General features: G+C 66.3%; 10 protein-coding genes and 4 pseudogenes. 10 read left to right on the top strand and 4 right to left on the bottom strand.

Annotated elements, in window-relative coordinates; translation table 11 throughout:
- From MJ797_RS10170 to MJ797_RS10135, 8 genes and pseudogenes are all read left to right on the top strand, one after another.
- Window positions 1-331 (top strand): annotated as a pseudogene (locus MJ797_RS10170) (ATP-binding protein); the annotation flags it as partial.
- Between the two features lie 741 nt (window positions 332-1,072).
- Window positions 1,073-1,387: a helix-turn-helix domain-containing protein gene (locus MJ797_RS10165; RefSeq protein ID WP_239334042.1), complete on the top strand. Its 315-nt coding sequence runs from the start codon at window positions 1,073-1,075 to the stop codon at window positions 1,385-1,387.
- Window positions 1,387-2,643: a type II toxin-antitoxin system HipA family toxin gene (locus MJ797_RS10160; RefSeq protein WP_239334040.1), complete on the top strand. Its 1,257-nt coding sequence runs from the start codon at window positions 1,387-1,389 to the stop codon at window positions 2,641-2,643. The genes MJ797_RS10165 and MJ797_RS10160 overlap by 1 nt, the downstream gene beginning before the upstream one ends.
- A gap of 146 nt (window positions 2,644-2,789) precedes the next feature.
- Window positions 2,790-2,981, top strand: a pseudogene (locus tag MJ797_RS27455) (helix-turn-helix domain-containing protein); the annotation flags it as partial.
- Window positions 2,982-3,223: 242 nt separating this feature from the next.
- Window positions 3,224-4,162 (top strand): ABC-three component system protein, encoded by a 939-nt coding sequence (locus MJ797_RS10150; protein WP_239334036.1) that lies wholly within the window; start codon window positions 3,224-3,226, stop codon window positions 4,160-4,162.
- The gene (locus MJ797_RS10145) at window positions 4,162-4,431 is read left to right on the top strand and encodes an ABC-three component system middle component 6 (protein ID WP_239334034.1); all 270 of its coding nucleotides are present in this window, start codon (window positions 4,162-4,164) and stop codon (window positions 4,429-4,431) included. The genes MJ797_RS10150 and MJ797_RS10145 overlap by 1 nt, the downstream gene beginning before the upstream one ends.
- Entirely contained in the window at window positions 4,406-6,148 is a 1,743-nt protein-coding gene (locus tag MJ797_RS10140) for an ABC-three component system protein (protein ID WP_239334032.1), read from the top strand. Before MJ797_RS10145 ends, MJ797_RS10140 begins: the two co-directional genes overlap by 26 nt.
- Before the next feature lie 601 nt (window positions 6,149-6,749).
- Window positions 6,750-8,324 (top strand): annotated as a pseudogene (locus MJ797_RS10135) (AAA family ATPase).
- 171 nt (window positions 8,325-8,495) lie between these two features.
- Here MJ797_RS10135 and MJ797_RS10130 read toward each other — a convergent pair.
- The 4 genes and pseudogenes from MJ797_RS10130 to MJ797_RS10115 all read right to left on the bottom strand — a co-directional run bounded on the left by MJ797_RS10130 (window position 8,496) and on the right by MJ797_RS10115 (window position 11,224).
- Window positions 8,496-9,314: an ABC transporter permease gene (locus MJ797_RS10130; protein ID WP_239334029.1), complete on the bottom strand. Its 819-nt coding sequence runs from the start codon at window positions 9,312-9,314 to the stop codon at window positions 8,496-8,498.
- Window positions 9,311-10,318, bottom strand: coding sequence for an ATP-binding cassette domain-containing protein (locus MJ797_RS10125; protein WP_239334027.1), 1,008 nt, complete (start codon window positions 10,316-10,318; stop codon window positions 9,311-9,313). Before MJ797_RS10125 ends, MJ797_RS10130 begins: the two co-directional genes overlap by 4 nt.
- 260 nt (window positions 10,319-10,578) lie before the next feature.
- Window positions 10,579-11,006, bottom strand: a pseudogene (locus MJ797_RS10120) (PIN domain nuclease).
- Window positions 11,003-11,224 (bottom strand): ribbon-helix-helix protein, CopG family, encoded by a 222-nt coding sequence (locus MJ797_RS10115; RefSeq protein ID WP_239334023.1) that lies wholly within the window; start codon window positions 11,222-11,224, stop codon window positions 11,003-11,005. The pseudogene MJ797_RS10120 and the gene MJ797_RS10115 overlap by 4 nt, the downstream one beginning before the upstream one ends.
- Window positions 11,225-11,539: 315 nt before the next feature.
- On the opposite strand from MJ797_RS10115, the gene MJ797_RS10110 reads away from it, so the two are divergent.
- Window positions 11,540-12,970 (top strand): ATP-binding protein, encoded by a 1,431-nt coding sequence (locus MJ797_RS10110; protein WP_239334021.1) that lies wholly within the window; start codon window positions 11,540-11,542, stop codon window positions 12,968-12,970.
- A 626-nt stretch (window positions 12,971-13,596) separates the two neighbouring features.
- Window positions 13,597-14,466, top strand: a complete 870-nt coding sequence (locus MJ797_RS10105) for an arpA protein (RefSeq protein WP_239334019.1) — start codon at window positions 13,597-13,599, stop codon at window positions 14,464-14,466.
- Window positions 14,467-14,668: the final 202 nt, after the last annotated feature.

Raw genomic sequence — 14,668 nt, 5'->3', positions numbered from 1 at the left:
TGTGGTTAACGGTGGTGGACATGTGGAGCGGGAGTACGGCGTCGGCCGCGGACGCATCGACTTGTTCGTCCGCTGGCCTTATCAGCTGCCGGACGGGAAACGGGCCGTGCAGCGGGAGGCGATCGAGCTGAAGGTGTGGCGTGTCGGTGAACCTGACCCGCTGGCCCGGGGGCTGGTCCAGCTGGATGGCTATCTTGACCGGCTTGGCCTCGACCGCGGTGTGCTGGTGGTGTTTGACCGGCGGCCTGAGGCCGTGCCTATTGCCGACCGTACGAGGTTTGAGCAGGTGAGCAGTCCGGCCGGTCGCCTGGTCACCGTTCTGCGTGCCTGACCGGCGGGTCCCGATCGGCGAGTCCGTGTCTGTTCAGCCGCTTCGGGGGTCCCAGCTGAAGTAGCGGATCGCGGCGAGTAGGCCGGCTACTCCCCAGGCCGCGACGATGACGATGTCGGTCCAGTGGAAGGTGGTTCCAGAAAACCGGCCTGCATTCCCGCCGCGAAGTGTTTGACCGGAAAGATCCGGCCGATCCACACAAAGCCAGACCGGTGCGTTGTCGCCGATCTGCTCGAGCAGGTCGCAGTCTCGCTCAGCTAGTTTCATTCATGTAGGGCCTGTCAGTTGGATGTCGGGTGCGCCACAGTACGAGCGGATCACGCTGGCCCGGCAACGGTGAGGACGAGGACGCACGTACCGTCCACATTCTCGACGGCGACCACCGCGCGCACATTTACCGCACCCGCTGACGCGAGCAGATTAGAGGCAAACACGCCGATGAGAATGTCGGCGCTGCTGGAAAATGCTCGCTGACGTGACGCGGAGGTCAAGGTCCTGATCGACTGAACCGCCGACGAGATCGGCCGTGTGCGGCGACTGCTCGACGACGTTCTGGGGATCGGCGGCCTGCTCGCGCGGCGGAGCCTGGAGACCGCTATTGGCTCAGACGGCCCGGGTGGGCGCGCGATCTACCGGTCATGGCCGCCTCCGCTCCGGCCTGCCGCACCTGATCGGCCGCCACACGGAGGCAGCCGCGCTTAACGGCGAACTTAACCACCGTAGACTCGTATGATGCTGGCTATGGTCGGTGACAGGGCCTCGCATGCCACGCCGTTGTCGGTGGCGCGGTCGCTGCGTCTGCTCGGCGAGCATGTGTCGACCTGGCGGAAGCTGAACCGGCTGACCGCGGCCCAGGTCGCCGAGCGGGCCGGGATCTCCCGGGACACGCTGCGTGCCATCGAGCAGGGCAAGGGCACCGCGAATACCGAGAACCTGTTCAGGGTGCTCCGCACCATTGGGATCATGGATGCTGTCGTCAGGGCCACCGACCCGTACGAGACCGACGTCGGCCGGCTACGCATGGACGAGATCCTCCCCAAGCGAGTACGGCACTGATGGCTGGCCGGGATCCTGTCGAGGTCACCGTCGAGATCGACGGGCAGGAGACCGCCGCCGGAACGCTGTGGCTTCACGACCGCGGCGGACAGAGCGCCACGTTCCGATACGCCGACGCCTACCTGACCAACCCGGCCGGATACGACCTCGACCCGGCGCTGGCCAGGGCCGCTGGCGTCTTCCACACGCCACCGGGGTCAGCCATCTTCAACGCGTTCGCCGACAGCGCCCCCGACCGATGGGGCGAGAATCTCATGAGGCGTGCGGAGCGCGAGCGCGCCCGTGCCGCCGCGGCCACGCCTCGCACGCTTGGCAAGGCCGACTTCCTTCTCGGCGTCCGTGATGACACCCGTCAGGGAGGTGTCAGGTTCCGCCAGCCGGGAACCGCCACCTACTGTTCGACGCACCGGCACGCGGTCCCACGGCTGATCGACTTGGCCCGGCTCATGCGAGCCGCCGACCGCGTCCGCGCCCAGGACGCCTTCGACCGTGACCTCGCGGACCTTATCGACGCAGGTAGCTCGCTCGGCGGCGCGCGCCCCAAGGCAGCGGTGCGGGACGCGTCCGGGCGGCTCTCGATCGCCAAGTTCCCGCGTTCGGACAGTGACGCATGGGACGTGGCCGGTTGGGAGGAGGTACAACTGAGGCTCGCTCGGAGAGCGGGGCTTACCGTGGCGGAGTCGGAACTGCTGACCGTAGCCGGCCGGCACGTACTGCTCCTGAGCCGCTTCGACCGTATCGGCGCGCGGCGGCTGGGGTTCGCCAGCGCCCTGACAATGCTCGAGGCCTCCGACGGGGACCTCCGCAGCTACCTCGAGATCGCCGAGGTGGTCGAACGCTACTCGCCGAGAGCTGACGCCGACCTGCGTGAGCTCTACCGGCGGATCCTGTTCTCCATCCTGACCGGGAACACCGACGACCACCTGCGCAATCACGCGTTCCTGCGCGAGCGAGACGGCTGGGCGCTCTCTCCTGCCTATGACCTCAACCCCAATCCGGACAACCCGGCCCGGCTGAGCACGGCCGTCGATCTCGACAACACCGACGCAAGCATCGACATCGCGCTGTCGGTAGGCAGCTACTTCCGCCTGTCGCCGCCGAGGGCCCGCGACCTCGTCAGGGAGGTGGAGACTGCCACGGCGGGCTGGCGGCAGGCTGCCGCCGAGCTCGGCATCCCGAAAAGCCAGGCCGACCAGATGGCAGTGGCCTACGAGGGCGAACAGCGACGGATCGCACGTGCTCTCAGCGTGCCTTGAGGATCTGTGCAGGCGCGTGCGATCGCGTTGGAGGCTGCCGTTGATCACCAGTGGCACCCGCATCGAACACAGCGGCGCCGTCAGGCAGCCTTGTTGAGGTCATCGCTCAACGCGGGAGCCGGGTGGCGCGGGGCGTTGGGTGCGACCGCCACCCCGGGGGTCCGTGGACCGTCGAGGACCCGGCCAGGGAGACCGGACTGTCACGCGTGGCCTTCGTCAGGCGGTTCGCCACCATCGTCGGTCAGCCCCCGTTGGCGTACCTGACCTGGTGGCGGATGATGACCGTGGCACGACTGCTGCGCGAGTCCAAGGCCCCACTGAGCACAGTCGCCGAACGCTGTCCGACGCAGGAACCGGTCCGCATCCTGGCAGACCGTACTCTCGGGCCGCAGGATCGTCCACGACCGCCGCCCGCTACTCAGGAAGATCTCCTGGACTCGTAGCTGCCTGACAACCCGCCTGCGGTCCACGCGCCCTCATATCCCTACGTCCCGAATGTAGAGATAGTGAAGGCCTTCCCAGCGTCCGGCCAACTTGTTACCTTATGTGCAGAAGTGTATTCGTACAGGCAGGGGGGCCGGTGGCGCTCGGTTTCGAGGAGCAGAGCTTCGTCCGGGCCATGCTGCGTCGGCTACTCGATGAGCGGTCGGGCAAGGCGTTCGAGCGCTTCTTCCAGGACCTGATGTGTGCCCGCTACCCCGGCTTCATCGATGTCAGGACCCACGGCAAGCTCGGTGACATGGGGGCCGACGGTCTGCTCGACGGCAAGCTGTACGCGTGTTACGCCCCCGAGGTACCGGACGCAACCGCCGTACGCACCAAATTCAAGAAGGATCTTGCCAAGGCGACCGCCAAGCGCGGTGATCACTTCGACACGTTCGTTTTCGTGCATAATGATCTACGCGGTGTCCACCCGGAGATCTCCATCCTGTTAGGGCAGGCGAGCCGCGACCATCCGACGCTGCTGTTCGAGAACCGAGGCCCGCGGTACCTGCACCGGGAGCTTTGTCGGCTGGAACGCGAGGAGATCGAGGATCTGCTCGGCTGCGAGATTCCGGTGTCTGAACGGGTGTACCGGATCGGGCTCGACGACCTCGAGCCGCTCCTGGCGCATCTCGTGGCCCAGCGGCGCGCGGCCAGATTCCCGGCGCCGGCACGGGAGGTCCCTCCCGACAAGCTCGCCTACAACGAGCTGTCCGCGGAGGATCGTGATGAGATCGTCTTTGCTATGCGATACACGCCTCAGGTTGAGGAGTACTACCAGGGGCGCACTGACATTACCGAGCGCGACGAGGTAGCGCAGGGCTTCAGTGCGTACTACCAGCAGGTGAAGGCCGCCTACCAGGAGCCAGGCGAGGTGCTGTGGAAGCTACAGGAGTACGTCGCCGGCAACGCCCGCGGATCACGTGATCATGAGCGGGCTGTGATGGTGGTCCTCGCCTACTTTTTCGAAACCTGTGACATCTTCGACGAACCACCTCTGGGCTGGCGGGCACCCGCCGAGCATGGGGCAGCCTGATGATCGCTGCAACCAAAGGCATCGCGCCGCAGCGGTCGTTGCTCGTGGTCGGAGCGCAGATCTTGCAGATCCTCGACCATCCGATGACGATCAGCCAGACGTGGACGAGACTACGGGAGTGGCGAGCCACCAACGGGTACCACGCACCGGTGCCGTTCTGGTGGTTCGTTCTCTCGCTGGACGTCCTGTACGCGCTGGGCGTCATCGAACTTGATCGAGAGCTGTTGTCAAGGAGGCGGGCGGATGTTGCGTCAGCTGGGGGCCGATGATCATCGCTTCCGGGCACTGACGTTCCAGCCTGGCCTCAACATCCTCGTTGCCGACGTAACCCCCGGCTCACGCGAGACCGACAGCCGCAACGGCGCTGGCAAGTCCAGCATGATCGAGCTGTTGCACTTTCTGCTCGGGGAACGTGCCGACAGCTCCACTCTCGTCCTCCGTCCCGAGCTACGCGGTATCGAGTTCAATCTGCTCCTGGATTGGCCTCAACAGACTGAACCGCTGCGGGTGAGCCGCACCGGCGCGCGAACTGGATGGGTGCATCTTGAACCGCTGCCACCGGCCGCCGACCGAGGGCAACTCGAACTGAGCACCGGACACCTCCGGGTGTCGGAGTGGCAGCGACTCATCGGACGCGACTTGTTCGGGCTGCCCGATGACCACGCCGGGATCAGCGGACGCAACCTGCTGTCCTTTCTTATTCGACGGACAACGTCACAGGGTTACAACTCCGCCGTACGCAGTCATGGGCGCCAATCAGACACCGACGCCGTTACGAACCTCGCCTACCTGCTCGGCCTCGACTGGCATCTCGCCGACCGCTACCGGCTTCTCAAGGCGAGAGACACCGCGCGAACCCAGATGCAGAAGGCGGCCCAGGACCCGCTCCTCGGCCGGATCATCGGTAAAGTCGCGGATCTGCGCAGCGAGATCGCGCTGGCCGAGCAGCGGGCGAGGGACTTGGAACGTCAGGTCGCGGACTTCCGTGTCGTCCCCGAGTATGAGCGGCTACGTGAACAAGCGGATCAACTGGACCAGCGCATCCGGCAACTCCGCGCCCGTGATGTCGTCGATCGACGTAATCTCCAGGATCTGGACCGTGCGCTGGAAGAGACGACCGATCCGGATATCAGCTACCTGGAGCCGGTGTACGCCGAACTCGGCGTGATGCTCACCGACCAAGTACGTAGAAGGTTCGACGAGGTCGAAGCCTTCCACCAGTCCGTGGTACGCAACCGGCGCAGTTACCTCGACGAGGAAGCCAACACCATCAGACAGCAACTGGCCGACAGCGAGACCGAGCGCCAGCGGCTCGGTGAACAACTCGCATCGATCCTGCGCACCCTCCAAGAGGGCGGTGCCCTCGCCGCGCTGACCACGCTTCAGCAAGTCCTCGGCCAGCAACAGGCCCTGCTGTCCGCCCTCCGGCACCGCTACGAGGCCGCCCAAGCCCTCGAAGCCACTAAACGTGAGATCAGGCAAGCGCGGCTTACACTCCAGCAAGAGATGGACCGAGACATCGAAGCACGGCGTGGCTTCATCGACGAGGCCACCCTGCTGTTCTCCGAGTTCGCCCAACGCCTTTACGGTTCAGACCGTACTGCTTATCTTAAGTTTGAGGCCAGCGATAAAATCCTGCGCATCCAGCCCCATATAGACAGCGACAACAGCGCTGGCATCGGCAGCATGGTCATTTTTTGCTTCGATCTCACTGTCAGCATTCTAGCCCACCGCGCCGGACGTGCGCCGGACTTTCTAGTCCACGACAGCCACCTGTTCGACGGTGTCGATGGCCGGCAGCTTGCCGCTGCCTTGTTTCTCGCCGCCGAAGTGACTGCCCGCGAAGGCTTGCAGTACATCATCACCCTCAATTCGGACGACCTCGATAAAGCCCGTCGTTGGAATTTCATTCCCGATCCATATCTACTGCCCCAACGGCTCGCGGACCGCTACGAAAATGGTGGTCTCTTCGGCTTCCGTTTTTGAGACTCCTGGATACGATTACCGCTCGCTGAGGCGGGTAGCTCGCCGACGGCATACTTGACCTCCACCTCGGCGGTGTCGCCCCCGGCGGCGCACAGGAAGTCGATCATCTGGTTCACATCACGCGACACACCCAAAATTCCAGCCTTGGCATCAGCACTATAGTACGGATATCGAGACTAGTGTGACCACCTTTTGTTCGTCAGACATCTTCTGCCTGCCTTCGCAGCCCCGTCGGCGGCACGCCCCCCGTGCGTGGCGGCGATCAGCGGCCTTGTCCGCTTGAGCAGCCCACCCTGTCGAGCCGCGTCGCTGTATCCAGCCGGCTGGTGGGTTCTGTGTCTGAAGGGGACATGCGCCCCGTCGGGAACGACAGTGAAAGGCAGCCCATCAGCGCTGCCGGTAGAAAAGTTAGGTCGGAAGCGTTTGCGTGACGACGCAGGAACCGTCCTCCACACCGCCGGACCCGGACGCGGCCGGTGCGGCGGAGCACTCACGACCTCCGCGCCAGCCGGCCAGATGGTAGCGGCTGTAGATCGTTGATCGCGCGTAGGGTAGTGCGCGGAGCAAGAAGCATCCGCCGGGCCTTGGAGGAGCGGGATCGATGGGTCGTCGGTTCAACACGGCCGGTCCGTGCCTGCCGGCGGAGCATTACATGATCCCAGCGCTCTCCCGGCTGCCGGAGGTGCCCGGGCTGGTGGATCTCAAGGCCTACTTCGTCGTGCACGCCCCCCGCCAGACAGGCAAGACGACCGCGCTGCGCGCGCTCGCCAGCGACCTGACCGCCCGGGGCCGGTACGCCGCGCTGCACTTCTCCTGCGAGGCGGCCCGCGCGGCGGGCGACGACTTCGGCGCCGCCACGCTGGGTATCCTCCAACGGATCAAAGAAGCTGCCCGGTGGCAGCTGCCACCCGGCCTTCGCCCGTCGGCCTGGCCCATGGCACCTGCGGCGGCACTGCTCGGTACCGCGCTCCGCGAGTGGGCCGAAGTCTGCCCCCGGCCGTTGGTGTTGTTCTTCGATGAGATCGACGCGCTGCGCGGGCAGAGTCTGATCAGCATCCTGAGCCAGCTTCGCGACGGTTACAACAGCCGTCCCGCCCCGTTCCCCGTCTCGGTCGTCCTCTGCGGCCTGCGCGACGTCCGTGACTATAAGGCTGCGGCAGGTGGTGACGCGTCCCGGCTGGGGACAGCCAGCCCGTTCAACATCAAGCTGAAGTCGCTGCGACTCGGCGACTTCACCTCAGGCGAGGTGGCCGACCTCTACGGCCAGCACACCACCGACACCGGCCAGCAGTTCGCCCCGGGCGCCGTCGACCACGCCTACGAGCTCACCAGCGGCCAGCCGTGGCTGGTCAACGCCCTGGCCCAGGAGGTTGTCGAGGAGATCGGCGTGCCCGCGTCGGAACCGATCACCGTCGAACACCTCGACCAGGCCAAGGAGCGCTTGATCCTCACCCGCGCCACCCACCTCGACTCCCTCACGGCCAGGCTCGCCGAACCCCGCGTCCGGCGGATCATCGGGCCTCTGATCGCTGGCGACCCGCTCGCCCTCGACCCCTACGACGACGACCTCAGCTACGTCCGCGACCTCGGCCTCATCGCCCCCAACCCCCCGGTCAGGGCCGCGAACCCCATCTACCGCGAGGTCATCGTCCGCGTCCTGTCCGCCAGCATCCAGGAGAGCGTCACCGCTGACCCGCGCACTTTCGTCCGCCCAGACGGCGGGTTCGACCTGCCCAAGGTCCTCTCAGAGTTCGCCGACTGGTGGGTCGAGAACGGCGAGTTCCTCACCAGCCGCGGCTACTACAACGAAGCCGCGGCCCAGCTCATCCTCATGGGCTACCTCCAGCGCGCCGTCAACGGCACTGGCGTGGTCGAACGCGAGTACGCCGTCGGCTCAGGCCGCATCGACCTCCACCTCCGCTGGCCCTACACCACCCCGGACGGCATCCCGCGCGTCCAGCGCGAGGGCATCGAGATCAAGGCCTAGCGCACCGGCCGGTCCAACCCGCTGTCCTCCGGGCTCCGACAGGTCGACCGCTATCTCGACCGCCGCCTCCCCGCCGGCACCTTGGCGATCTTCGACCAGCGCCGAGGTGCCCCCAGCATCGACGAACGCACCACCCTCACCACCACCGCCAGTCCCGCCGGCCGCACCATCACTCTCCTCACCGGCTGATGCGCCGTGAGGGCACGCGGGGCCTCGTTGATATCCAGCCAGAGAGCCCGCCACGGGGGCGCGGATGTGCTGGATGAGCGGGTGAATCGCCATGCGCCCGACCTGGCCGACGCGGCCCGCCGCGTCGTCGACCGATCGGGCCCGTCGACCAGACCGGGTAGGCCGGGCCGGTTATAGGTGCCGTTTGTAGAGCCGTACGGCCAACGGCGCGAACATCACGATCACGGCGACGCTGGCGACGAGCGTCCAGCCTGCCTCCGCGGATACGTGGGCGTGGTTGGCCAGGTCCCGGTCGGCGGAGACCAGGTGCGATACCGGGTTGACCCTGACGAACGCGGCCAGCCAGCCCGGCAGGGTGTCGACGGGTACGAACGCGTTCGACAGGAACGTCAACGGGAACATGATCATCATGGAGATGCCCTGGACACTCTGGGCGCTGCGCGCGACGGTGCCGAGGCAGGTGAACACCCAGGCCAGCGACCAGCCGGTGAAGACCGCGAGCAGGATCGCGGCGACCACACCGAGCACGCCGCCGCCGGGCCGGTAGCCGATCGCGATGCCTATGGCAAAAGTGATCGTCGCAGCGATCGTGTAGCGGAGCAGGTCTGCGACCATCGGCCCCGCCAGCGGCGCGATCCGGGCCATCGGCAGCGACCGGAACCGGTCGAAGACGCCCTTGTCGATGTCCTCGCGCAGCTGGGTGCCGGTGGCCATGCTGGTCGTCAGCACGGTCTGCGCGAGGATACCGGGGATCATCAGCGGCAGGTAGCTCTTCACATCGCCGGAGATCGCCCCGCCGAAGATGTAGGCGAACATCACCGTGAAGAGGACCGGCTGCAATGTCACGTCGAAGAACTGCTCCGGGTTGCGCCGCATCTTCTTGGTGGCACGCCAGGCCATGATCATGATCTGGCGGAACGTGTCCGCCGGGCTGGGGCGGCTCTGGGCACGGGCGACCGCAGCCCGGGAGTCGATCGTGATCGTGGTCATCGGGCCACCTCCTGTGGGGCTTGTGCACGCATGGGTTCGGGCTCGGTCGTGTCCGCCCGCTCGCTCTCGCCGGTGCCGTGACCGGTGAGAGCGAGGAAGACCTCGTCAAGAGTCGGCTTGTCGACGCCCACCGAGGCGACGTGGACACCCGCCTGGCGCAGCCCGATCAGCACGTCGGCCACCCGGTCGGCCGTCTCGACCGGGACGTTGAGCTGCCCGGACTCCGGGGCGAGGACCGGCTCCTCACCGAGCTGGCGGCGCACCACGTCCGCGGCCAGCGACATATCCGCGCCCGCGGCCAGGCGCAGCCGCAACGTCAGGTTGCCGACCGAGCTCTTCAGCTCGTCGGGTGTGCCCTCGGCCACCTTGCGGCCGTGGTCGATCACCGCGATCCGGCCGGCGAGCTGGTCGGCCTCGTCGAGGTACTGCGTGGTCAGCAGGACGGTGCACCCGCTGGCGACCAGATCGCGGATGGTGTCCCACATCTGCCCGCGCGTCCGGGGGTCCAGGCCGGTGGTCGGCTCGTCGAGGAAGATCAGCGGAGGCCGAGTGATCAGGCTCGCGGCCAGGTCGAGCCGTCGCCGCATCCCGCCCGAGAAACGCGAGATCCGCTTGTCCGCGGCGTCGGTGAGGCCGAACTGCTCGAGCAGCTCGGCGGCGGTGTCGCGTGACCTGCGTGAGCTCAGGCCCTGCAGGCGCCCGAACATCCAGAGGTTCTCGGCGGCGGTGAGGTTCTCGTCGACGGAGGCGTACTGACCGGTGACGCCGATCAGCTGCCGCACCCGGTGCGGCTCGCGGCGGAGGTCAACGCCGAAGACCGCCCCCTCACCTTCGTCGATCTTGAGCAGCGTCGCGAGCATCTTCAGCATCGTCGTCTTGCCGGCGCCGTTGGGGCCGAGCACACCGAAGATCTCGCCCTCGCCGATATCAAGGTCGACGCCGTCTACGGCTCGCAGGTCACCGAATGTCTTGACCAGGCCACGTGCGTGGACCGCGGCTGTCATCGAGATGCTCCTTCCGAACCGTGCTCGGATGCCCGGCTCTGGGTGACAACTCTGTAGGTGACCGGTTTCACCGTGCTCTCAGGATGGTTTCACGGACTTTGCCCGGCGTTATGGAAGCCTGGCCGGGTGCGCCGCGGGTCCGCCCCCCGGAAGGGCCGGTGACCGCAACCGTGCCCCGTGGTGAGTGATGTTCCCGTATCTGCGGGACAGCCGGGCTACAACAACCGGGTTACAACAAATTGCCGGGCGCTCTTACGCGCTTACGGCAGACGGAGTTGTTCGGTGGGCTGTCCGGTGATGACGGCGATCAGCTCGAAGTCCTTGTCGACGTGCAGCACCACCAGCCCGGCGAGTTCGGCCGCCGCGGAAATGATCAGGCCGGGGACGGGCGGCGCGCGGTGGTGCCCGGTGCTGGCGAGCAGCTCCTGGACCTCGACGGCCCTGGCTTCGATGCGGGATGTGGTGTCTCGCTGGGCATCGACGAAACCGGTGGCCGACGCAGCCTGACGCGAAGATCCTGAACGGATCGTGTGGAGAAGCCGACTTCCAGGAGCGTGACTGTCGCGATCCGGATCAGGCCCTGCTGGATACGGGACAGCCACCGCTCGGCGTCGGGGCTCTCGCTCAGCCGGACGAGGGCGGACTTGTCGACGAGCCAGCGCTGTGCCGTCTCGGCCGCGTCGGTCACGCCCAGGCCTGCCGCATGACCTCCGGGTCGGCGAGATCGCGGAATACGCCACTGAACCAGCGCAGGTCGTCGAGGGTCACCGGGGTGACCGAGCGCGCCGCATCCTGGGCGAGTTGCCGGCGGAGGTACTCGTTACGGGACAGACCGAGCCGGGCGGCGTGCGCATCGACAGCGGCCAACACGTCATCGGGCACGTCACGGATGAGCACATCGGACATCAGCAGCACCTCCAAGCGATATCCCATGCTAATCGGACTAATCGGAGGCCCGAGTCGCGGCACTGACCTGCGCCACACCCGGTGCTGACCCGCCCTGGGCGAGCCGGCTGACCAGCGAGAGCACAAACCTGCTTCCGTGACATGGGCTAGGCGGAAGGCTTGTCGGGGCCGATGACGATGTAGCCCATGCCGCTGGCCGCGCGATCGCCGAACAGCGGGTGAGCTGGGACTCGGCCGGCTGCCGACGGGCTACACAACTAGCGGCAGGTGTAAGTTACAGGCGACGTAAGTTGCCTGCGTGGAGTTGGGGCGATCATGGCCTTCGTCAATCGCACCGAGGAACTTGCCGCCCTCGATGCCTGGTGGAAGTCGACCGACCCGCGTCCGGCGGTGGTCTGGGGGCGGCGCAGGGTAGGCAAGACCGCTCTGGTACAGCGCTTCGCGGAGGGCCGACGGTCGGTCTTCCACACCGGAGCCGGTCGTGCGGCCGCGGGGGAACTGGCGCAGCTATCCCGCCAGGCCGCGGCCGCGCTGCCTGGGCGCCTCCGCGACCTGGCCGCCCGCCCCTACGCCGACTGGGACGATGCCCTTGACGACCTCGCCGCCGCGGCCGAGCGCGAGCCGCTCCTCCTCGTCCTGGACGAATTCCCGGAGATCGTCAACACCTCGTCCGACCTGCCGGGGATCCTGCGGGCCTTCCTGGACCGGACGCTCGGCAGGACCAGACTGCGGCTTCTGTTGTGCGGGTCGGCCGTGCGGCACATGACCGCGCTGCAGGAACAGCGGGCCCCCCTGTACGGCAGATTCGACCTGTCGCTGTCGCTGCATCCGTTCCGTCCGCACGAGGCCGCGCTCATGCTGCCGGACCTCGCGCCAGCCGACCGCGCACTCGTGTACGGACTGGTCGGCGGCATGCCGCTCTACCTGTCGTGGTGGGACCAGGCCGCCGACGTCGCCGACAACCTGCTGAGGCTGGCCTGCCGGCCCGGAGCATCGCTGCTCACCGAAGGACAGCTGGTGCTCGCCACCGAGGTGGAGCACGGTGAGTACCCGGCGGCCGTACTGCACGCAATCGCCGCAGGCCGCTCGCAATACAACGAGATCAAGGACCATGTCCGCGCCGAACCCGCCCGCACACTGGATCGGCTCATCGAGCTACGGCTGGCCGAACGGTTGACGCCGGTCACCGAAACCGCTCGCAGCCGGCGAAGCGTCTACCGGATTGCCGATAATTTCCTGGCCTTCTATCTCGGCGTACTTTCCCGCTACCGCGCGGAGATCGAACGTGGTCTGGGCAAGGCGCTGCTGCCGGTGCTGATCGACAGCCTGGACGATCATCTCGGCGCGCCCTGGGAGGAAGCCTTCCGCGAGCATCTGCGTCGACTCGCCGTCGGCGCGGCGCTGGGCCCTGACATCGTCGCCGTGGGACCGTACTGGAGCACGGGCGGCCAGAACGAGATCGATGCGGTCGTGCTCGCGGGCAGAGACAGGCACCCGGTTCTCCTCGGCGAGGCGACGTGGACCCGTACGGTCGACGGTGGACGGCTCGCGAGCCGGCTATGGGAGAAGGCGCCTGCCTTGCGGATCGCCACACCGTGGGCCGTTCGACCTGGCTCCGACGACACGGACGCGAACAGGACGGACAGACCTGATCCGGTTCGCCTCGCCCTCTGCGCCCGCGAGGAGGTCCGCGGGGCGCCGCCGGGAAGCCTCACCGTCACGGCCGCCGACATCTTCTCCCCATAGCGCTCAAGGAAATCTTTGGGGATGCCTGGCAACGCCACCCACAGCCACGCTTCCCCAGCCTTGCCTGGGCGCCATTATCCCCGTGGACCGACACCCGATCGACATCGCGCGTACATCCCTGCCCTGGCCAGACATGTGTGCTTCTGTACGTCGCTGGTTCGGATCGGTCCGCGCCGCGGGGCCTTCGCCGTGGGACCCGTCGGCGGGCTGCCGTCGTTTTGCATGGAAGACCCCGAGCCGGCTATTCCCGGGGGATGCTGGAGCGCTCCGCGCGGTCACCCGGTTCACACCACTTGTACACGTCGCCTCGCATAGCCCGCGGGTCTCCTGAAGCAAGGTGGACGTCAGCTGGATACCAGCGCCAATCTTGTTGGGATCTAGCTAGTGTCGCATGTCACAAAATATTTCACAGTGATGAATTAGTCATGCTAGCATGCCAAATGTTTACAAGATTCGTAAGAGGGACGGGAAGGTGCCGTGGGCGTGGTCCGTGCGCGGGAGGCGTTGGCCTTGACGGCGTACGAGTCAGGTAGGTGGGGTGGCGTGATCCTTGAGTGTAGGGATCGCCGAGCCGGTTGGGAAGTCCCGGTCTGGGACGATGCGTCCGGTAGGTGGAGGGGTTCCCTGTGAGAACATCAGATGCTGGGCTGGTCGGGCAGCTGGTCGACACCGCCCGCTATCCTTTGTCGGCGCCGACGGGTACTGATTGGGAATATTTGGTCTCCCGGGTCCGGGGTGAACTCCAAAATTTTGGATGCAGCGTACTGCCGAACTTTATTCGGTCTTCCCGATGTAATGAACTACGCCTGGAATGCGCTACGGTCGCTCCGCTGGCGTATTACGGTGTCGAAACGGTCAACGCCTACAACATCACGCCCGACGCATCTCTGCCAGAAGATCATCCGGGGCGCGTCACGATGCGGCGCGGCAATGCGTTTGTGGCACGGGATCGAATTCCGGAGAATTTTATCATCCATCAGCTCTATGCCAGTGAGCTATTCCAGCACTTTATTGCCAGCTGTTTCGGCAGGTCCTGTCTCTACGAGCTTGCGGACTCCTTGGCCGGTTTGTGTCTCAACATCGTTATGCCGGGAATGGAGCACCCGTGGCATTTCGACACAAACGAGTTCGCAGTGAGCCTGCTCACGCAGGAGCCACAGGCCGGTGGCGTGTTCGAGTACTGTCCGGACATCAGGTCCGTACAATCGGAAAATTTTGGCGACGTTCGAGCTGTGCTGACCGGCGGCGGTGAGCATCTGATCCACAGCCTCTCGTTACGGCCGGGGGATCTTCAGTTGTTCAAGGGTCGCTATTCAATGCATCGGGTGAGTTCCGTGCGCGGTGAGACAGCTCGTCATTCAGCGATCTTTGCGTATAGCGAACGTTCCGGCGTCGTGGGCAGCGTGGCACGGACCAGGCAGCTTTTCGGCCGTGTACTGCCCCAGCACCTGGCGGCCGCGGGACGCGCTGTGCGGGTCGATCAATTACTGGATTAGAGCGCCCGGCAACAGGAGTGTGGATCAGGGAGCGGGGTTCGGGTGCGTGTATCGCGAGGCGGCGCGGGGAGGTGCCCTGTGTTGGGCGTCGGCCGACGAGCCGGGGTACCCGTGCATCGCGCGCGGCGATGGATGGGCAGCGACGATGCGAGGCACCGCCTGGGCGGCGCGAGCCAGACGGTCTTATTGCCGGGGCCCTTAA

The organism is Protofrankia sp. CiP3, assembly GCF_917627345.1.
Lineage (GTDB): Bacteria > Actinomycetota > Actinomycetes > Frankiales > Frankiaceae > Protofrankia.
This window is presented reverse-complemented; position numbering and strand designations above follow the sequence as displayed.